Genomic DNA, 18,163 nt, shown 5'->3' with positions numbered 1-18,163 from the left:
CTCGGCGAAAGGTTCCCCTTGTGAGCACCCTCACCATCGTCGGCGCGCGCGAGGGCAACCTGCGCGACGTCACGCTCGCCATCCCCAAGAACAAGATCACCGTGTTCGCGGGCGTGTCGGGGTCGGGCAAGTCCACCCTGCTCGTGGACGTGCTGGCAACCGAGTGCCAGCGCCTGCACCTGGAAGCGCTCTCGATGCAGGGCATCCCCAAGCCCGCGGTGGAGCGCGTGCGGGGCGCCTCCCCCGCCATCGCCATCCTGCAGGACGGCGCGAACCGCAACCCGCGCTCCACCGTGGGCACGGCGACCGACGTGTACACGGCGCTGCGCATGGTGTTCGAGAAGCTGGGGGAGTACCCCTGCCCGCACTGCGGCGAGATGCTCTGCGCGGCCGACTGCGTGGAGGAGACGGAGCGCGTGGGCGACGACTTCCGCGTGTACCAGTTCTGCCCCGCGTGCGGCGAGCGCATGGACAAGGTCACGCGCACGGAGTTCTCGTTCAACACGCGCGAGGGCGCCTGCCCCGCGTGCGAGGGCATGGGCGAGGCGCTCTCCGTCGACCGCGCGGCCGCCGTGGACGAGTCCCTCTCGCTGGAGGACGGGGCCGTGGCCTTCTGGCAGGCGAAGTACCGCGAGTACCAGATAGGCGTGTTCCGCGCGGCAAGCCGCCACTTCGGCCTGCCCGACCCCGCCCGCGTGCCCGTGGGGGCGTTCGATGCGCTGCAGAAGGCGCTCTTGTACGAGGGTGCCGAGGCGCCCGCGCTCAAGGAGGCGCTGCCGCACGTCGCGCCGCCCCGTAAGGTGGCCGACGGGCGCTTCGAGGGCGTGGTGCCGCTGCTCATGCGCCGCTTGGGCGAGCGGGGGCCGGACGCAAAGGGCGTGCGCCCTTACCTCGTGCGTGCCGCCTGCCCCGTTTGCGGCGGAGAGCGCCTGGGTCCACGGGGCCGCGGGGCTACCGTGGCGGGCACCCAGCTGCCCCAGCTGGCGAACCGGTCGCTGCGCGAGCTCGCGGCGTGGGTGCGCCGGGTGAGCGCAGAGCTGGGCGGGCCGCGTCGCGCGATGGTGAAAGACTACCTGCTGGACATGGAGACGAAGCTCGCGCGCATCGGCGCCGTGGGCTTGGACTACCTGACGCTCGACCGCGCTACCGTCACGCTCTCGGGCGGCGAGCTGCAGCGGCTGCGCCTGTCTGCCGTCTTGGACTCGGAGCTCTCCGGCGTCGTCTACATCCTGGACGAGCCCACCGCCGGCCTGCATCCCCGCGACACGGAGGGCCTCGTGGACATCCTGCGGAACCTGCGCGACCTGGGCAACACCGTGCTGGTCATCGAGCACGACCTCGACGTCATGCGCGCGGCCGACCACCTGGTGGACCTGGGCCCCGGCGCGGGCGCCTGCGGAGGGCGCGTGGTGGCCGAGGGGTCGCTCGCCGACCTCGCCGCCGCGCCCGACTCCGCCACCGGGCGCTTCCTCGCACGCCCGCTCGCGCCCAAGGCGGCGCCGCGCACGCCCCGGGGCGCCCCGATCGAGATACGCAATGCCACCCGGTTCAACCTCGACCATCTGGACGCGGACATCCCCGCCGGGTGCCTCGTGACGGTGACGGGGCCGTCCGGCTCGGGCAAGTCCACCCTCGTGTTCGACGTCCTGGCGCAAGGCGACGCGGCCGGCCCCGAGAACGCCGTGTCCGGCTGCGGGCACCTCGACCGCATCGTCGCCGTGGAGCAAACGCCCATCGCGCGCATGAAACGCTCGAACGTGGCCACGTACGCGGACGTGTGGGCTCCCATCCGCGCGGCCTTCGCCGCCGCCCCGGAGGCGCGCTCGCGAGGACTCTCGGCGAAGGCGTTCTCCTTCAACACCCCTGGCGGCCGCTGCGAGACGTGCGAGGGCATGGGCACCGTCACCAGCAACCTGCTCTTCTTCAAGGACGTGCAGGCCCCCTGCCCAACCTGCCACGGCCGCCGCTTCCACGACGAGGTGCTGGAGGCGACGCTAGACGGACGCTCCATAGCCGACGTGCTGGCGTTGTCGGTGGACGAGGCGCAGGACGCCTTCGCCTCCCACCCCAAGATCGCCCGCACGCTCGGCCTGCTGGTCGACGTGGGACTCGGCTACCTGGAACTGGGGCAACCGCTCACCACGCTCTCGGGCGGCGAGGGCCAGCGCCTGAAGCTGGCACGCGAGCTCCTCGGGGGCGGCCGGGAGCGCACGCTCTACCTGCTGGACGAGCCCACGCGCGGCCTGCACCCGCAGGACGTGGAGCATTTCCTCGCGCTGCTGGACCGCCTGGTGGACGCCGGCAACACGGTCGTGGCGGTGGAGCACGACCACCGGGTGCTGTGCGCGAGCGACTGGGTGATCGACCTCGGCCCCGGGGGAGGCGATGCCGGCGGGCGCCTCGTGTTCGCGGGAACCCCCGCCGCCCTTGCCGCGCACGGCACCGGCGCCACGGCCGCCTGCCTGCGCCGGACGCTCGGGAGGTAGGCGCGCATGGCGCGGAAAGCCCTTGACTTCGAGCGGGCTCCAAGAGGTATCGTGGACGGGACAACCCATCGCGAACCTAGGAGGCACCCATGAGCGACACCCCGACGACCCCCGAGAAAGAGATATTCCCGCGCGGGGCGGAGAACCCCTTCGGCCGGTACTTCACCGGTCGGAGCTACCTGCACATGCTCTCCACCGAGCAGGTGACCATCGGCAACGTCACGTTCGAGCCGGGCTGCCGCAACCACTGGCACGTCCACCGCGCCGAGTCGGGCGGCGGACAGATCCTGCTGGTCACGGGCGGGCGCGGCTGGTACCAGGAAGAGGGACGTCCAGCCCGTGCGCTCAAGGCAGGCGACGTGGTGAACATCCCCGCCAACGTGAAGCACTGGCACGGCGCCGCCGCCGACAGCTGGTTCGCGCACCTGGCTGTGGAGGTGCCCGCCGTGAACGGCTCGAACGAATGGTACGAACCGGTGGGCGCCGAGGAGTACGCGGCGCTCTAGGCACGGCGCCGCAGGACATGCTATGCTTTCCCCGCCCGCTCGGCGAAGCATGCCGCCGTATGGGCGACCCGAAGGGGAGGGGGCGCGCATGTCCCGCGCAGACAAAAGGTCTTTCGCCACCGAGCAGGCACTCAAGGACGCATTGCTCGAAGTCATGGCACGCAAGCGGTTCCACGATGCCACCGTGGCCGAGGTCTGCCGCACCGCTGGCACGAGCCGCAGCACGTTCTACCTGCATTACCGCAACCTCTCAGACACCCTCGATGCCATCTTGGAAGACTGCTTCGAGAACCCGCATGACATGGTGGGGGTGCGCCGCGGGGACACCGAAGCATCCTGCGGCGACTGTCCGCTGTGCGAGCGTGTGCGCAACGCCGGCAAGTACGCACCCATATTCGACGACGACCTTCTGGTCACGCGAGTGGTCGACAAGATCATCGAACGCTACCAACATACGTTCGTCGGACGAGAGACCGCGCGCGGCCGCCTAACGCCCGAACAGGCAACTGCTATCCTCGTGTTCCAGATCAGCGGTTGCTACGCGGTCGCCCGCGCATCGCGCCGCGCGCCCGGCGCCTGGGACGCCACGCGAGAAACGCTTGACGCGTTCATCGTCGCCGGTCTCGAGGCACCTGCAAACCGCCGCATGCCGCCCGCCTAGCCCGTCGCCAAGAGAACCACGAACGGCAAGGTGACGATGCAGGACGCGAGCGTGACCACGGTCACTCCCGCCGCGTACTCGCCCTCGTTCCCGTGCGCAGCCGCCACCATGGGCACTACCGTCATGGTGGGCAGCGCCATGATCACGATCATCGACACCACCATGTCCTCCGGCAGTCCCGTCAGGAACAGCAGCCTGCCGAGCACCACGGGGAGCAGCACCATTTTCACCGCGATGCCTGCATACACCTCGCGCGCCTTGAGCGCCACACCCCAGTTCGAATAGTAGAACAGGCATCCCAAATACACCATGCAGAGAGCCGTCGTCGCGCCCGACACGGTATCCAGCACGTCCATCACGAGGCCCGGCAGCTGCACACCAGCGAGCACGAAAACCAACGCCAGCACTATGGCCACGATGTTGGGGCTCGCCAGCTGCCGAAGCCCGAAGCGCGCCCGCCGGTCTGAGGCCGTGGCCAGATACACGCCATATGTCCAGAACAGCAACTGGTCCACGATGGAAAACAGCGCCATATACAAAAGACCGCTTTCCGGATACAGCGCCGCGAGCAACGGTATGCCCACGAATCCCGTGTTGCCGAAGATGAAGGCGAACCTAAATACCTTCTGCCGGTCGCCCTTCGGCTTCAAGAGCAGGGCGAGCGCCTTCATGATCGCGCTCACCACTACGTAGAACCCTGCCGCAAGCGCGATCATAGGCACGTTGTCGAGCACCTGCTGGCGCGTCGTACCGTGGTAGGTCATGTAGAAGATGAGCGCCGGGAGGAACACCTTCGACACGAGCGACGCAAGTTCCTTCAGATAATCGCGCTTCACCACGCCGAGCCGCGACGCCGCCATTCCCACGATCACGATGAGGAAGAACACCCCCATCTGGTGCAGAACCACCGAGAAAACCATGTTGAACCTCCTTGCGAGAAACTCCCCCGAGGGCATGGTACGACCCCGTCTCGCATTCGTCGAGAGACAAAGGGCCTGATGGAAGCGTTTCTGAACACTTTCGGGGAAAGCGTTCAGAAACGCACGAGAAGAAAAGGCGGCGACCCTCCTTGACTTGGAGCGCGATCCAGGGTGTTAAATGACATCACGCTAAACGCGTTCGCATGCAAGCGCGTTCGACGGTATTATTAACGCATAGACACAACGAACGAGGGGGAACCATGCGCTATCGGGAACTGGGCCGCACCGGCCTCGAGGTAAGCGAAATAGGCTTCGGCGCCGAATGGATGGAGAAGAAGTCGGCCGCCGAGGTGAAGGCGGTCGCAGACGCGTGTGCCGCGTCCGGCATCAACATACTCGACTGCTGGATGGCTGAACCCGAGGTCCGCAGCAACCTGGGAGCCGCCATCGCGGGCAACCGCGACCGTTGGATCATCCAGGGCCACATCGGATCCACCTGGCAGAACGGCCAGTACACGCGCACACGCGACCTGGCCTTCGTGCGTCCCGCGTTCGAGGACCTGCTCGCGCGCCTGGGCACCGACCACGTGGAGCTGGGCATGATCCACTACGTGGACGACGTGGACGAGTACGAGGCCATCATGGCAGGTGAGTTCATCGGCTACGTGCGCGCGCTCAAGGAGGCCGGCACGATCGGCCATATCGGCCTGTCCACCCACGCGCCCGAGGTGGCGCGCCGCGCGGCGCTCTCCGGTGAGATCGAGGTGGTCATGTTCAGCGTGAACCCCGCCTTCGACCTACTGCCCGCGCACGCGAGCCTCGACGACGCCTTCACGTTCGACTACGCCGACGAGCTGGGCGGCATGGACCCGGCACGCGCCGAGCTCTACGCGCTCTGCGAGCGCGAGGGCGTGGGCCTCACCGTCATGAAGGGCTATGCCGGCGGCCGGCTGTTCAGCGCCGAGGCGTCGCCGTTCGGCGTGGCGATGACGCCCACGCAGTGCGTTCACTACGCGCTCACGCGTCCCGCCGTGGCCAGCATCCTGGCTGGCTTCGCAACGCCGTCGCACGTGGCCGACGCCTGCGCCTACGAGCAGGCTACCAACGAGGAGCGCGATTATGCGAGCGTGCTCGCCGGCGCTCCCAAACACGCCTACTTCGGCCAGTGCACGTACTGCGGCCACTGCACGCCCTGTCCCTCGGGCATCGACATCGCCCTGGTGAACAAGTTCTACGACCTGGCCACGATGCAAGACGAGGTCCCCGCCAGCGTGCGCGCCCACTACGAGGCCCTCGACGCAGCGGGCGCCGACTGCATCGCCTGCCAGTCGTGCGAGCCCCGCTGCCCCTTCGGCGTGCCTATCGCCGAGCGCATGGAGAAGGCCGCTGCGCTGTTCGCGTAGCGGCCCCTGCCCGGCAGCCCGTCCCCGGGTGGAACCGCCCGCCCGGGGACGGGCTTCCACACGCTGCGACAGCCCGCGCAAGCAAGTTCTACGCTCCCGCCTCCCCCTCGGCCGCGAGGCGCTCGGCGGCCTCGTCGATGCAGGCGAGCGCGTTCAGGGCGCGCGGGTAGCCCACGTAGGGGATGCACTGCGACACGGCGCCCACCAAAAGCTCCTTGTCGTTGCCCAGCCTCAGGTTGCCCAGGGCGTGGCCCGTCAGCTGCGGCTCGCAGCCGCCCTGCGCGGCCAGCAGGCACAGCGTGACCAGCTCGCGCTCGGCCAGGGTCAGGCCGCCGCGCGTGTACCAGTCGCCGAAGCAGTTCGCGGCCAGCCATTCGCTCACATGGCGCCGGTCCTCGGGGCCGCGCGTCCACGACTCCCGCATGCCCTCGCCGAAGATCTCCACCTGCGCGCGGTTGCCGGCCTCGCGCCGGTCCTCGCGCGTCGTCGTGCCCTGGGGCTCGAGCGGCAGACACTCGCCGCGCTCGCCCAGCACCTCGTTCGCCGCCAGCAAGAACGGCAGCATGCGGCCGAAGCCCACGTAGGCCATCGATTGGTACACCAGCTCCTTCAGCGCCACGGGCTCCAAGCCCACCGCAAGCGCGGCGGGCGCGAGTGCCTTGAACGCCTCGACGCCCTGGCTGCCCACGAGCGCGGACAGTATGGCCAAAAAGCGCGTGCGGTCATCAAGGTTGCCGCCGCCGGCGCCCTCGGCGTTCACCACCTCGTCGAACGCGAAGTTGGCGAACAGCTCCACGAACTCGGGATCGGTCTCGTACAGGGTGGCCGCGCTTCCGGGATACAGCTTCTCGCGGTACGCCCGTGCGGCCTCGGTGATTCGGGGGGTCATGCCATGCTCCTTTTCCGCGGCGGTCCCAGCCCCGCAGGCAGCCTCGGCCGCAAGCGGGCGGCTGGACGCACCGCCGCCATCTCCTGTTACGACAGCAGCATATACCCCGGAGCCCGCTCCAAGTCAACCGCCACGGGAAAATCCACCGCACACCATAATTGCTACAAATTTACTAGGATTTTAGCCGAGAGCCGCCGCCTGACGGAAGAGTTTTTTTGACATTACTTTGACATCAAAGTATAATCTCGGAGCATCCGACGCATCGAAAGGAGGCCGGCTTGCGCGGAACCGTCAACCAGCTGGCCCGGACGCTCGCCCTGGCGAACCGCTTCATCACCGAGGAGCTCGAGCAGCACGGCCTTGCGGGCATCGCGCCCTCGCACGGCGACATCTTCGTGCAGCTGTTCGCACACGGCGAGCTGCCCATGTGCGAGCTTGCGCAGCGCATCGGCCGCGACCCGTCCACCGTCACCGCGCTGGTGAAGAAGCTGGCGGGATGCGGCTACGTGTCCACGGCGAAGCTGCCCGAGGACAAACGCGTGACGCTCGTGGCGCTCACCGAGCGCGGGCGGCAGCTGCAGCCCGTCTTCGAGTCCATCTCGAACGCGCTCGCCGACGTGCAGTGCCGCGGCCTGGGCGACGGCGAGCTTGAGGCGCTCGACCGCACGCTCCGCACGATGCAGGAGAACTTCGAAACCGCTCTGGAGGGAGAACACGCATGAACACCACCGCCCCCACCCGCCCGCGCCGCCTGCGCGCGGCCCTCGCCGCCCTCGCGCTCGCCGCGGCGGCGCTCCTCGCCCTGACCGCCTGCTCGTCGAACGGCGGCACCGAAGGCTCGAACGACGCCGCGCCCGCAGGCGACGGCGCCGACAAGACGCTGACCGTGGCCATGGAGCTGGCCTATCCCCCGTTCGAGACGAAGGACGACGCCGGCAACCCCAGCGGCGTGTCCGTGGACTTCATGAAGGACTTCGGCGCGGCGTACGGCTACGACGTGGTCATCGAGAACACCGCGTTCGACGGCCTCATCCCCATGGTGCAGACCGGCAAGGCCGACTGCCTCATGTCGTCCATCACCATCACGGACGCCCGCAAGGAGTCGGTGGACTTCTCCGACCCCTACGCCATGGCGCAGCTGGCCATCCTGGCCAACGCCCAGTCGGGCATCGGCAGCATCGACGACTTGAACCAGGCCGGCAGGAAGGTGGCCGTGAAGACCGGCTCCACCGGCGACGTGTTCGCCACGAAGAACCTTACCGAAGCCGAGGTCGTGCGCCTGGCCGACGAGAGCGCCTGCGTGACCGAGGTCGTGCAGGGCAAGGCCGACGGCTTCCTGTACGACCAGCTGACCATCTACCGCAACAACCAGAAGAACCCCGACACCACCGAGGCCGTGTTCATCCCGTTCCAGGACCCCGAGTCGTGGGGCATCGCCGTGGCCAAGGGCAACGACGAGCTGCTGGGCCAGCTGAACGAGTTCATCGCCCAGTCGAAGGCCTCGGGCGAGTTCGACCGCCTGACCGAGAAGTACCTGGCCAGCGAGAAGGCCGCCTTCGACGAGCTGGGCTTCAAGTGGTTCTTCGACTTCGAGTAGCCGCGCCGTCCGACCGCCGCGAGAAAGGCGCCCGTTGAAAGCACCCTCACCGCTCGCCCGCCCGTTCACGGCGGCGCCCCGCCAGGAAACGCCGCCGCTCAAGGCCGCGGCGAACTACCTTTTGGTCTGCGTCGCCGTGATTGCCGTATTCTGGGTCTCGCTCGGCATGACCGGCATCACGCTGAACTTCGACTTCGTGGGGCAGTACCGCGACCGCATCGGCAGCGGCTTCCTGCTCACGGTGGAGCTCTCGGCGGCCAGCCTCGTGGCCAGCATGGCCATCGGGGTGCCCGTGGCCCTGGGTCAGAGCGCGCGCGTGCTACCCGTGCGCTACCTGTGCGACCTGTACGTGAAGCTCGTGCGCGGCACGCCGCTGCTCGTGCAGATCTACCTGTTCTACTACATCATCGGCACGGCGTGGGGCATCGACAACAAGGTGGTGGCGGGCGTCGTCATCCTGTCCGTGTTCGCCGGCGCCTACATCGCCGAGATCGTGCGCGGCAGCCTGCTGTCCATCGACGAGAGCCAGCTGGAGGCCGCCCGCGCCGTGGGCTTCACGCGCGCGCAGACCGTGCGCCACGTGGTGCTGCCTCAGCTGGTGGCGCGCACGCTGCCGGCGCTCACCGGGCAGTTCGCCACCATCGTGAAGGACTCGTCGCTCCTGTCGGTCATCGCGGTCATCGAGCTCACGCAGACCATCCGCGAGATCACGGCCACCAACTACAACTTCTTCGGCGGCTTCCTGCTGCTGGGCGGGCTGTACCTGTGCCTCACGCTGCCCATCATGTTCGTGAGCAAGCGCTTCGAGAAGAGGTTCGGCTATGCGCATTAGGCTGGAGCACCTGGAGAAGGGGTTCGACGGCGTGCCCGTGCTGCGCGGCATCGACTTCGATGACGACGTGACCACGCTCGCCGTCATCGGGCCGTCGGGCGGCGGGAAGTCCACGCTGCTGCGCATCGTGGGCGGGCTCATCGCGCCCACGGACGGCACAGTGGAGGTGGACGGCGAACGCGTGGACTACGACGAGCGCGCGCTTCCGTCCTACCGCTCCCAGCTAGGCTTCGTGTTCCAGGCGAGCGGGCTGTTCCACCACTTGAGCGCTCTGGAGAACGTGGCGCTGCCGCTTTCCGTGGTTCATGGCGTGCCCGAGGACCAGGCCCGTGAGCGCGCCGCCGACCTGCTCGCGCGCTTCGGGCTGGCGGCCGAGGAGGCCAAGCGCCCCGCCCAGCTCTCGGGCGGCCAGCAGCAGCGCGTTGCCATCGCGCGCGCCGTGGCGGCGTCTCCCAAGATGCTGCTGCTCGACGAGCCAACGAGCGCGCTCGACCCCGAGTACACCAACGACGTGCTCGACCTCATCCGCGACCTCAAGGAGACCGGCACCCGTTTCATCGTGGTCACGCACGAGATGGGCTTCGCCCGCCGCGCCTGCGACAAGGTGGCGTTCCTGCACGGCGGGCGCCTGCTGGAATACGGCGAGAGCGCCCGCCTGTTCGACCATCCGGCCACGCCGGAGCTGCAGCGGTTCTTGGGCAAGCTGTTGGAATGGAGCATCCGATGATAGGCGTGCTGTACGAGTCGGACGAGTGGTCCGACCATAAGCTGGCGGCCGAGCTGGAGGCGTGCGGGGCGCCCGCGCTTCTGCTGGACATGGAGGACGCGGCGAGCATGCAGGCGGCGCTCGCCTGTGAGATGCTGGTCAGCCGCGTGTTCGCGAGCGCCCGGTTCCGCGGGCACACGGCCTCGCTTAAGCGCATGGCGCTCCTCGCGCGCACGGCCGAGGAGCGCGGCATCCCGCTGGTGAACCCGGCGCGCGCCCACTTCTTCGAGGTCGACAAGCGCCTTGCGACCGAGACGCTGGCCGCGGCCGGCCTCGTCACGCCCGCCGTCTACGCCTGCGCGATTCCAAAGGACGTCGACCCCGCATCACTCTCCTACCCCTGCGTGCTCAAGCCGAACTGCGGCGGCCGCACCACCTGCACCGCCATCGCGCGCAGCGCCGACGAGGCCCGGTCGTTCTTGGCCGGGGCCCCCGCCATCGCGTTCATCGCCGAGGAGTACGTGGAGCCGGCGCGCGGCTTCCTCACGCGCATCGAGGTGGTGGACGGCGCGTGCGCGCTCGTGGTGAAGCGCTCCGTGGCGGACAACGGCCTGTCGGCCTACCGCTTCGGCTCCACCTACGCCGCCTACCCCGACGTTCCCCGCGAAATCACCGACGCCGCGGAGCGGGCCGCCGCCGTGCTGTCCATCGAGCTGGGCAGCTTCGACGTCATCGAGTGCGGCCGCGGCCCCTGCATCATCGACGCGAACTCCGTGTCGAACGTCTCCGAGGACTGCACCGAGCTTTTGGGGATGGACCTCATGCGCGCCCACGCCGAGGCCATCGCCCGCCGCTGGCGCGCCCTGCCCACGAACTGACCTGCGAGAAAGGACCCGGCCCATGCTCACCATGAAGGAAGTTTTCGACCGTTTCGACGAGATCGGCTGCTGCAGCTTCGCCACGCCCGACGGGCACGGCGGCGTGGAGGCGCGCATCGCCCACTTCTTCGCCTACGACGACGAGGGGCTCTACCTGCGCACCATGGACGTGAAGCCGTTCTACCGCCAGCTTAAACAGAGCGGGCGGCTGGCCGTGAACGGAGAGCGCACGGAGGCCAAGGTCGTGTTCGACGAGAACAACCTGCCCCTGTTCAAGCCCGGCTACCAGATGCGCGTGGCCGGCGAGGTGCGCGAACTATCGATGGCCGAAGTCGAGGCCAAAGCCCCGCACGACCGCAACTTCAACGTGGCCGTGTACGACATCGCCAAGTACCCCGAGACGCGCGTGTTCGTGCTGCACCGCTTCCACGGCGAGCTGTACGACTACGACTACGCCATGGTCAACCGCGACCATAAGCTCCACCGCGAGCGCTTCGCGTTCGGCGGCGACGCGTACGAGGAGCCGGGCCTGCGGATCACGGACGACTGCATCGCCTGCGGCACCTGCCTCGCGGGCTGCTCGTTCAAGGCCATCGTGCCCGGCGAGCCCTATGCCATCCTGGGCGAGCGCTGCGACGAGTGCGGCAACTGCTACCACGCCTGCCCCGCCGGCGCGGTGGAGGGCAAGGGGGAGTAGGGCCCTTCTCCGCGCGCCTGGCAGGAAAGCTCTTCGTCGCCGCGACCGTTCGCCGATCGCACGCGGGCGCCATCGGCGCCAAAATTGGTACAATAGCCATGCTGATCTGCGCCGTCCTTCTGACGCGATGGAATCGCGCAACCGTTTCCCCACCCAATCAGACCAGGAGGTCGCCATGGTTTCCCCCGGAGACATCGTCGTCTACCGCCATCACGTCTGCAAGGTGGCCGCCGTGCGCGAGGCGTACTTCGAGAGCCGGGACTACTTCGAGCTGCACGCGCTGTTCGAGAACTCCCTCAAGCTCTTCGTAGCCGTCCCCGAGGCCGAGCCGCCCGCGCTGCGCCCCGCCATGTCGCGCAAGGAGGCGCTCGCGCTCATCGATTCCATCGCCGACGCGCAGACCATCGACGAGGACGTCCTGAAGCCGGGTGCGAACACGCCCACGCTGCTGGAGCGGCGCCTGAAGGAGGAGTACGACAAGCGCCTCAAGACGTTCTCGCCGCAGGACCTCGTGCCCATCATGAAGTCCGTGCACGAGCGCACCGTGCGCCGTTCCGGCGCCGGCCGCCAGATCACCGCCACGGACAAGAAGTACTTCGACCTGGCCGAGAACCTGCTGTGCGACGAGCTGTCCGTGTCGCTGGGCATCGAGCGCGACGGCGTGCGCGACTTCCTCGTCGATCGCGTGAAGAAGGCCGAGGCGCGCCGCCGCTGACGCATCTCCGGGAACGGGGCCTGCCATACTCGCGGCTCCTTTGCGCGGGGCCGTGAGCCTGCGCAAAGGAGCCGCACCGTCGAGCTGCCCGAGGCCCTCGTTCTAGCCCGGCAGACGGACCACGCCTTCGCCGACCGCACTCTACGGAGCGTTCATTGCGCGCGCCGCCGCGCACGGGTATCGTGGGACGGCACGCGAAACCGAACCAGGAGGAGAACCATGGACATCAGACGCACCGGCGAGCTCATCCGCAGCCTGCGGGAGGAGCGCGGGCTCACGCAGCTCCAGCTGACGCAGCTCGTGGGCGTGGGCGACAAGGCCGTGTCGAAGTGGGAGCGCGGGGGCGGCTGCCCCGACGTGTCGCTTTTGCCCGCGCTCGCCGAAGAGCTGGGCGCCACCGTCGAGGCGCTTTTGGCAGGCAGCCTCTCCCCCGACGAGCTCCAAGGAGGCACTATGAGGCGCACGGCATTCCGCGTTTGCCCTTCCTGCGAGAACATCATCACCACCACGGGGGACGCCGACGTCTCCTGCTGCGGCAGGAAGCTCGGGCCGCTGCCCGTGCAAGCCGCCGACGACGTGCACGCCGTGCGGGTGGAGGACGCAGAGGGCGACTGGTACCTCACGTTCGACCATCCCATGGAGAAGGCCCACAGCCTGGGCTTCGCCGCCGTCGTGGGCTACGACAGCCTGGCCGTGGAGAAGCTGTACCCCGAGCAGGGCGGCGAGGCGCGCCTGCCGCACCTGCCCGGCGGCACGCTCTACACCTGGTGCACCGAGCACGGCCTCATGCGGCATCCCGCCGCGCACCCTCGCCGCTAGGCGCATCCGGCTCGGCAAGCGGTCGGCGACGGGCCGGCCGAGCACCCGTCAGGCCGGCGGCTGGCCGGCCGCGGCCGCCAGCTCGCGCACCCGGGCGACCACCGGCGCGATGGCGGCGCGGTCGGTGCCGTCGAAGCCGCCGCGCATCCCCGAGAGCATCTCGGCGGCGCGTGGGTCGGTGGCCGCCTGCTTCTCCTGCATCTTGAAGAACATCTTAATGGCCAGCTTGTTCGGCAGGCTCAGCCTCTCGTAGGCGAACCCGCCGCGCAGGTAGAACCGCTCCACGCCGTCGAGCTCCGGCGAGGGAAACTCCCGCGCCATCGCCTCGTCCACCATGTCGGTCCACTCCGGCGGCGTCGCGCCCACGGCGAACGCGACGAAGGGGGTGCCCGGGTGCGCTGCCCGGGTGCGCGCGAGCCACTTCTTCCCCACCAGGCCGCCCGCATGGAACCAGCCGCCGAACACGACCACGTCGCACGCGCCTGCATCTATCGCGTCAGCCCGCTCCACCGGCACGGCCTCGCAGCCCAGCTCCTCTGCGATCCATTCCGCGTACCGGCGCGTGAACCCTGTCTGCGACGCGTACACCACGATGGCGCTCATCGCGCGCCTCCTTCCGCCGCAGCGCCCGCAGGTGCCCCGATCGCATGTGCAGAGAAGAACCGTCCCAGGTGGTCGCGTATGAGCGGCTCCGCGTCCTCCCAGGGAACGTCCGAGAGCAGCAGCAGGAACACCGGCCCGTAGAACTCGCGCGCGAGGGCCTGGGCGTCGTCGAGTGCGAACTGCCCGATGGCCATCAGGTGCTCGAACACCGCGCGCTGGATGGCCAGGGGCTGCTCCACGAACACGAAGCGGAACGCCTCCGCAGCGTGGGCGTCGGCGTACCGGCTTGCGGCCAGCAGCCGGCGCAGCCGGACCATGTCCCCGTCCGCGAAGAAGTGCCGGAACCCCGCCAGCACCCGCCGCTCCGTCTCCTCGAACGCACCGGCGTACCCGGCGGGGTCCTCGACCGGCGCGGTCATGACGCCCTGCTCCGCGAACACCGCGCGCGTGCGCTCGAGCTGCGCGGCCAGCACCGCGTCGAAGATGGCCTGCTTGCCCGGGAAATGGTTGTAGAGCGACGCGTCCTTGACACCCACCGCCGCCGCGATGTCGCGCACGGAAACGGCATGGTACCCCTGCTCCGCGAACAACCCGAACGCCGCCTCGACGATTCGCCCTTTCGTGTCCCTGCTCCTCACGTATCCTCCTAAAACTAGTGTGCGCTAGCTATTATACTAGTAATTGCTAGTTTTGCAAGGAGACCCAACAACCGTACCGATGCTTCCCATGGAGCATCGGCATAGGGAAACGGGAAGAGCAGGGCTTGAGACGGTCTCGCAGGAAGCGGGCCCGAAGTGCGTGGATCGCACGCGCTGACGGAATCACCGCTCGGCGGATGGCAAGGCTGGCTCGGCGCAAGACCAGGCGCAGGCGGCGTGAAAGCGGGCGCCCGATGCCGGCGAAGCGAGGGCGCTAGCCCTTCGTCGCGGCCTCGAGCATCTGCTGGAGCACCTCGACGTGGCTGCGACGCTTGTGGGTGGCGGTGCCCAGGAGGCAGACGCTTTTGTACTCGCCGTAACGGTCGTAGAACTGCGGCACGGCCTCGCGCTCGCGGATGTCCTCGCGATAGGCGTCGGCGTAGGCGTCCCAGCCGATGTTGCCGTGCAGGTAGCGCTCGAGCATGGTGGGCGCCGGGGCGAACAGCTTGTCGTGCACGTAGTCGGCGTGCAGGAGCTTCGGCACGAAGTACGCCAGGTCGTTCTTCTTGGTGAAGCCTGCCAGCTGGTTCGTGTTCTTCAAGCGCGTGTCCAGCAGCAGGTCGACGTCCCATGACTCCAAGGCGCCGAAGAACTTCTCGGCAGTGGTCTCGTAGGCGCTGATCGTGTTGATTCGCATGGCGGAAGGCTCCTTCTCGGCCGCGCGCGAACGCGGGCCACGGCTTTTCGGAACACCATAACCGCGCCGCCCGCGCTCCAGAGCCGCGCGCAGCCGTTGTGGCGCAACCGCAGGCGTTTCGTCACGCAACCGCCACGGCCGAGCCCGCCGGACCCCGCGCACCGGCGCCCGGGCCGGCCGCAGCCTGCCGAAAACCCCTCTCCTTGCGTTTTCTGCTCGCCGAGAAGGCCGATTGACCTTACAATACGATCAACGTTAATTTGAATGCCCGTCAACAAGACGCGAGGTAGCCCTGCATGGACGCGAATGAAGCGCTGAACTCCTTCGACCTCGATCCGCGCCTGTTCTACGATGCCATAGCGTACAGCACGGACGACTACCTTTACATCATCGACATGAAAACGGACATGGCGCTCGTGTCCGAGAACATGCTGCACGACTTCGACCTGCCCGGACGCGTGTTCGAGGGGCTCATTCCCCGATGGCGCGAGCTCATACTTGAGCGCGACCGCCAGAGCTTCGACGAATCCATCGACGACATGCTCTGCGGCAAGACCGACGAGCACGACCTGGAGTACCAGGTGCGCAACCGCAAGGGCGAGTACATCTGGATCGTATGCCGCGGGCTGCTCATGCACGACGACGACGGCGCGCCCGTGCTGTTCTCGGGCGCCGTCACCAGCTTGGAGCGCAAGGGCAAGGTGGACGCCACCACGGGCCTGTTCATGCACGGCAAGTGCCTGCAGGTGCTCGACCGCCTGCTCGCCCACGAGCGCCCCTCGGGCGGCGTCCTGCTTTTGGGGCTCGACGACTTCTCGCGCATCAACTCGCTCAACGACCACTCGTTCGGCAACGGCGTGCTGCGCCAGTTCGCGCAGACGCTCCAGCGCCTGCTGCCCGAGAACGCCTCGGCGTTCCGCTTCGACGGCGACGAGTTCGCGGTCGTGCTCGACGATGCCGACCGCGGCGCCATGGAGGACCTGTACCGCACCGTGCACGCCTTCGCCAACCGCCAGCAGGCCATCGAGGGCGTGCCGTACTTCTGCACGGTGTCCGGCGGCATCGCCATGGTCGGCGAGGACGGCTCCACGGGGCTCGACCTCATCAAGCATGCCGAGAGCGCGCTGGAGGAGAGCAAGCACCGCGGCAAGAACACCGTGTCGTTCTTCTCGTCGGACATGTCGAGGGAGAAGCTGCGCCGCCTGGAGCTCAGCGACCGCCTGCAGGCGTCCGTCATGGACGGCATGCGGGGCTTCCCCTTGCACTACCAGCCGCTCGTGGACGCCGACACGCTGCGCATCGTCGGCGCCGAGGCGCTGCTGCGCTGGAGCGCAGACGAGTTCGGCAGCGTGAGCCCGGCCGAGTTCATCCCCGTGCTGGAGTCCTACGGCCTCATCGGCGCCGTGGGCCGCTGGGTGTTCCAGCAGGCCGTCCGGCAGTGCGCGGCATGGGACCTCGTCCAGCCCGACTTCATCATGAACGTGAACATCTCCTACCTGCAGCTGCTCGAGGCCGACTTCGTGCCGTTCGTGGAGCATGCCCTGGTCGAGGCCGGCACCAAGCCGAGCCGTATCGTGCTGGAGATGACGGAGAGCTACTTCGTCACCGACCTGGAGGCGCTGCGCGCGACGTTCGACCGGCTGCGCGCCATCGGCATACGCCTGGCCATGGACGACTTCGGCACGGGGTACTCCTCGCTCGGCCTGCTGTCGCAGTCGCCGGCCGACATCGTTAAGATCGATCGGCTGTTCATCAAGAACATCCATGCCGAGTCGTTCAACCGCGCGTTCATCGACGCCGTCATCGATCTCTGCCATAGCGTGGACATCGAGGTGACGGTGGAGGGGGTTGAGGAGCGAACCGAGCTGGACACCGTGCGCGCCATCGGTGCAGACAGCGTGCAGGGATTCCTCGTTTCGCGCCCGCTGACCGCCGGGCAGTTCGAGGAGCGCTTCCTGGGCGCGGGCGGCCCCGGAAAGCAAGAGGCCTGACCGGCCCCGCGCAGGTCAGGCCGCAGGCTGGGTACGCGGCGCCCCTTTCCGCGCGGAGCGCCGCAGGCTGCGGCGCTCGGGCGCCCCGGACAGGGCCGACGCGGGGGCGGCGGGGCCGTCCATTACGGCCACGCGGTACGCGCTCTTCCCCGTGCGCTTGATGCGGTACAGCGCCTGGTCGGCCACGCGGTAGTACGACTCGTACGACCAGCCGGGCCTCCCCACGGCAGCGCCGATGCTCACGCTCACCGGCACGCCCTCGGCCGAGAGCCGCTCGACGCCCGCGATGACGTCGGAGCATATCCGCTCGGCCACGCAGGCGCACGGGATGTCGGCCACGAACGCGGAGAACTCGTCGCCGCCCGCGCGGAACACGATGTCGGTACGCCGGAACGACTGCTCCAGCAGCTGGGCGAACCCGCGCAGCACGTCGTCGCCGCGGTGGTGCCCGTGCTCGTCGTTCACCTTCTTGAAGTCGTCCACATCGAACATGAACAGCGCGCTGCACGCACCCTCCCAGCGCGGTTCGGCAAGGGCGCCCTCCACGAGGCGCCTGCCCTGCCGCACATGGTACAGGCCGGTCAGCGGATCGCGCATGGCCTGGCGCTCCAGGAGACGACGCTCCTCGCGCAATCGGCGGTCCAGCAGAGCCTGCTCGGTAACGTCCTGGAGCACGCAGGCGCAGAAGCCCTCGCGGGGGCGGTAGGAACGCACGGAGAAGTAACGGTCGCCGGAAACGCTGCGGCAGGTGAAGTACTGCGCGGCGCCCGTGCGCGCCGTGTCGTCCAGCACTCCCAGCATGCAGCGCGCAACATCGGGGCAGGCATCGAACACCGACGAGCCCACGAGCACCTCGCGCGCGCAGCCTGCCAAGGCGATGGCGGCATCGTTTACATAGGCGAACACCAGGTCGACGGTGCGCCCCTCCTCGTCGGGGATGGTCTTGACGACGGCGAACGGCACGGGCATGGCACGCAGGTAGTCGGTCTCTTCGCTGGGGTTCGGCACGGTGCTCGGCACTCCTCTTGCTGGCTCTCTGGAACGGGAGGAGGAGGCCGCGACGCATCGGCGCCGCACCAAGGGCGGCCGAAGGGCCGCGCGGGGCATTACGGGGTTGCCTCCATA

At 68.5% G+C, this 18,163-nt stretch carries 19 protein-coding genes; 13 read left to right on the top strand and 6 right to left on the bottom strand.

Annotated features, from left to right (window positions below):
• Positions 1 to 20: 20 nt before the first annotated feature.
• From LB310_RS11590 to LB310_RS11580, 3 genes are all read left to right on the top strand, one after another.
• Positions 21 to 2,486, top strand: a complete 2,466-nt coding sequence (locus LB310_RS11590) for an excinuclease ABC subunit UvrA (RefSeq protein ID WP_301155088.1) — start codon at positions 21 to 23, stop codon at positions 2,484 to 2,486.
• A gap of 89 nt (positions 2,487 to 2,575) precedes the next feature.
• A complete protein-coding gene (locus tag LB310_RS11585) occupies positions 2,576 to 2,992 on the top strand; it encodes a cupin domain-containing protein (RefSeq protein ID WP_154270785.1) in 417 nt (138 codons plus the stop codon).
• An 88-nt stretch (positions 2,993 to 3,080) separates the two neighbouring features.
• The gene (locus LB310_RS11580) at positions 3,081 to 3,653 is read left to right on the top strand and encodes a TetR/AcrR family transcriptional regulator (RefSeq protein ID WP_173011824.1); all 573 of its coding nucleotides are present in this window, start codon (positions 3,081 to 3,083) and stop codon (positions 3,651 to 3,653) included.
• Here the strand turns inward: LB310_RS11580 and LB310_RS11575 are convergent.
• Complete coding sequence (locus LB310_RS11575) at positions 3,650 to 4,573, bottom strand: AEC family transporter (RefSeq protein WP_173011823.1); 924 nt, start codon at positions 4,571 to 4,573, stop codon at positions 3,650 to 3,652. The two genes, LB310_RS11580 and LB310_RS11575, sit on opposite strands and share 4 nt — an antisense overlap.
• A gap of 260 nt (positions 4,574 to 4,833) precedes the next feature.
• Here LB310_RS11575 and LB310_RS11570 point away from each other — a divergent pair, with 260 nt between their 5' ends.
• The gene (locus LB310_RS11570; protein WP_154270782.1) at positions 4,834 to 5,976 is read left to right on the top strand and encodes an aldo/keto reductase; all 1,143 of its coding nucleotides are present in this window, start codon (positions 4,834 to 4,836) and stop codon (positions 5,974 to 5,976) included.
• Positions 5,977 to 6,064: 88 nt separating this feature from the next.
• On the opposite strand, the gene LB310_RS11565 is transcribed toward LB310_RS11570, so the two are convergent.
• The gene (locus LB310_RS11565) at positions 6,065 to 6,865 is read right to left on the bottom strand and encodes a carboxymuconolactone decarboxylase family protein (RefSeq protein WP_154270781.1); all 801 of its coding nucleotides are present in this window, start codon (positions 6,863 to 6,865) and stop codon (positions 6,065 to 6,067) included.
• Between the two features lie 278 nt (positions 6,866 to 7,143).
• Here LB310_RS11565 and LB310_RS11560 point away from each other — a divergent pair, with 278 nt between their 5' ends.
• From LB310_RS11560 to LB310_RS11525, 8 genes are all read left to right on the top strand, one after another.
• Positions 7,144 to 7,587: a MarR family winged helix-turn-helix transcriptional regulator gene (locus LB310_RS11560; protein ID WP_301155087.1), complete on the top strand. Its 444-nt coding sequence runs from the start codon at positions 7,144 to 7,146 to the stop codon at positions 7,585 to 7,587.
• Positions 7,584 to 8,462 (top strand): transporter substrate-binding domain-containing protein, encoded by an 879-nt coding sequence (locus LB310_RS11555; protein ID WP_096228324.1) that lies wholly within the window; start codon positions 7,584 to 7,586, stop codon positions 8,460 to 8,462. Before LB310_RS11560 ends, LB310_RS11555 begins: the two co-directional genes overlap by 4 nt.
• Before the next feature lie 34 nt (positions 8,463 to 8,496).
• Positions 8,497 to 9,294 (top strand): amino acid ABC transporter permease, encoded by a 798-nt coding sequence (locus LB310_RS11550; RefSeq protein ID WP_197702191.1) that lies wholly within the window; start codon positions 8,497 to 8,499, stop codon positions 9,292 to 9,294.
• Positions 9,284 to 10,021, top strand: coding sequence for an amino acid ABC transporter ATP-binding protein (locus LB310_RS11545; protein ID WP_096228323.1), 738 nt, complete (start codon positions 9,284 to 9,286; stop codon positions 10,019 to 10,021). Before LB310_RS11550 ends, LB310_RS11545 begins: the two co-directional genes overlap by 11 nt.
• Positions 10,006 to 10,878, top strand: a complete 873-nt coding sequence (locus tag LB310_RS11540) for a RimK family alpha-L-glutamate ligase (protein WP_096228322.1) — start codon at positions 10,006 to 10,008, stop codon at positions 10,876 to 10,878. Before LB310_RS11545 ends, LB310_RS11540 begins: the two co-directional genes overlap by 16 nt.
• 22 nt (positions 10,879 to 10,900) lie before the next feature.
• Positions 10,901 to 11,575, top strand: a complete 675-nt coding sequence (locus LB310_RS11535) for a 4Fe-4S dicluster domain-containing protein (protein WP_096228321.1) — start codon at positions 10,901 to 10,903, stop codon at positions 11,573 to 11,575.
• Between the two features lie 175 nt (positions 11,576 to 11,750).
• Positions 11,751 to 12,290: a CarD family transcriptional regulator gene (locus LB310_RS11530; protein WP_096228320.1), complete on the top strand. Its 540-nt coding sequence runs from the start codon at positions 11,751 to 11,753 to the stop codon at positions 12,288 to 12,290.
• A 219-nt stretch (positions 12,291 to 12,509) separates the two neighbouring features.
• Complete coding sequence (locus tag LB310_RS11525) at positions 12,510 to 13,109, top strand: helix-turn-helix domain-containing protein (protein ID WP_096228319.1); 600 nt, start codon at positions 12,510 to 12,512, stop codon at positions 13,107 to 13,109.
• Positions 13,110 to 13,157: 48 nt separating this feature from the next.
• Here LB310_RS11525 and LB310_RS11520 read toward each other — a convergent pair whose 3' ends face one another.
• The 3 genes from LB310_RS11520 to LB310_RS11510 form a co-directional block, all read right to left on the bottom strand.
• Positions 13,158 to 13,712 (bottom strand): flavodoxin domain-containing protein, encoded by a 555-nt coding sequence (locus LB310_RS11520; RefSeq protein WP_096228318.1) that lies wholly within the window; start codon positions 13,710 to 13,712, stop codon positions 13,158 to 13,160.
• Complete coding sequence (locus LB310_RS11515) at positions 13,709 to 14,350, bottom strand: TetR/AcrR family transcriptional regulator (RefSeq protein ID WP_096228317.1); 642 nt, start codon at positions 14,348 to 14,350, stop codon at positions 13,709 to 13,711. Before LB310_RS11515 ends, LB310_RS11520 begins: the two co-directional genes overlap by 4 nt.
• A gap of 274 nt (positions 14,351 to 14,624) precedes the next feature.
• The gene (locus LB310_RS11510; protein ID WP_015539900.1) at positions 14,625 to 15,047 is read right to left on the bottom strand and encodes a DUF488 domain-containing protein; all 423 of its coding nucleotides are present in this window, start codon (positions 15,045 to 15,047) and stop codon (positions 14,625 to 14,627) included.
• A gap of 296 nt (positions 15,048 to 15,343) precedes the next feature.
• On the opposite strand from LB310_RS11510, the gene LB310_RS11505 reads away from it, so the two are divergent.
• Complete coding sequence (locus LB310_RS11505) at positions 15,344 to 17,038, top strand: bifunctional diguanylate cyclase/phosphodiesterase (protein ID WP_123674105.1); 1,695 nt, start codon at positions 15,344 to 15,346, stop codon at positions 17,036 to 17,038.
• A gap of 15 nt (positions 17,039 to 17,053) precedes the next feature.
• On the opposite strand, the gene LB310_RS11500 is transcribed toward LB310_RS11505, so the two are convergent.
• Positions 17,054 to 18,046 carry a GGDEF domain-containing protein gene (locus LB310_RS11500; protein WP_161959750.1) on the bottom strand — a complete coding sequence of 331 codons (993 nt, stop codon included), beginning with the start codon at positions 18,044 to 18,046 and terminating at the stop codon, positions 17,054 to 17,056.
• Positions 18,047 to 18,163 lie beyond the last annotated feature (117 nt).

Source organism: Gordonibacter sp. RACS_AR49 (genome assembly GCF_030418435.1).
Lineage (GTDB): Bacteria > Actinomycetota > Coriobacteriia > Coriobacteriales > Eggerthellaceae > Gordonibacter > Gordonibacter urolithinfaciens.
This window is presented reverse-complemented; position numbering and strand designations above follow the sequence as displayed.

Bases quoted from the DNA above. Each gene is read 5' to 3' on its own strand.
- LB310_RS11545 (WP_096228323.1), top strand. From the start codon at position 9,284: ATGCGCATTAGGCTGGAGCACCTGGAGAAGGGGTTCGACGGCGTGCCC.
- LB310_RS11520 (WP_096228318.1), bottom strand. From the start codon at position 13,712: ATGAGCGCCATCGTGGTGTACGCGTCGCAGACAGGGTTCACGCGCCGG.
- LB310_RS11565 (WP_154270781.1), bottom strand. From the start codon at position 6,865: ATGACCCCCCGAATCACCGAGGCCGCACGGGCGTACCGCGAGAAGCTG.
- LB310_RS11585 (WP_154270785.1), top strand. From the start codon at position 2,576: ATGAGCGACACCCCGACGACCCCCGAGAAAGAGATATTCCCGCGCGGG.
- LB310_RS11530 (WP_096228320.1), top strand. From the start codon at position 11,751: ATGGTTTCCCCCGGAGACATCGTCGTCTACCGCCATCACGTCTGCAAG.
- LB310_RS11505 (WP_123674105.1), top strand. From the start codon at position 15,344: ATGGACGCGAATGAAGCGCTGAACTCCTTCGACCTCGATCCGCGCCTG.
- LB310_RS11570 (WP_154270782.1), top strand. From the start codon at position 4,834: ATGCGCTATCGGGAACTGGGCCGCACCGGCCTCGAGGTAAGCGAAATA.
- LB310_RS11580 (WP_173011824.1), top strand. From the start codon at position 3,081: ATGTCCCGCGCAGACAAAAGGTCTTTCGCCACCGAGCAGGCACTCAAG.
- LB310_RS11575 (WP_173011823.1), bottom strand. From the start codon at position 4,573: ATGGTTTTCTCGGTGGTTCTGCACCAGATGGGGGTGTTCTTCCTCATC.
- LB310_RS11510 (WP_015539900.1), bottom strand. From the start codon at position 15,047: ATGCGAATCAACACGATCAGCGCCTACGAGACCACTGCCGAGAAGTTC.
- LB310_RS11540 (WP_096228322.1), top strand. From the start codon at position 10,006: ATGGAGCATCCGATGATAGGCGTGCTGTACGAGTCGGACGAGTGGTCC.
- LB310_RS11555 (WP_096228324.1), top strand. From the start codon at position 7,584: ATGAACACCACCGCCCCCACCCGCCCGCGCCGCCTGCGCGCGGCCCTC.
- LB310_RS11525 (WP_096228319.1), top strand. From the start codon at position 12,510: ATGGACATCAGACGCACCGGCGAGCTCATCCGCAGCCTGCGGGAGGAG.
- LB310_RS11535 (WP_096228321.1), top strand. From the start codon at position 10,901: ATGCTCACCATGAAGGAAGTTTTCGACCGTTTCGACGAGATCGGCTGC.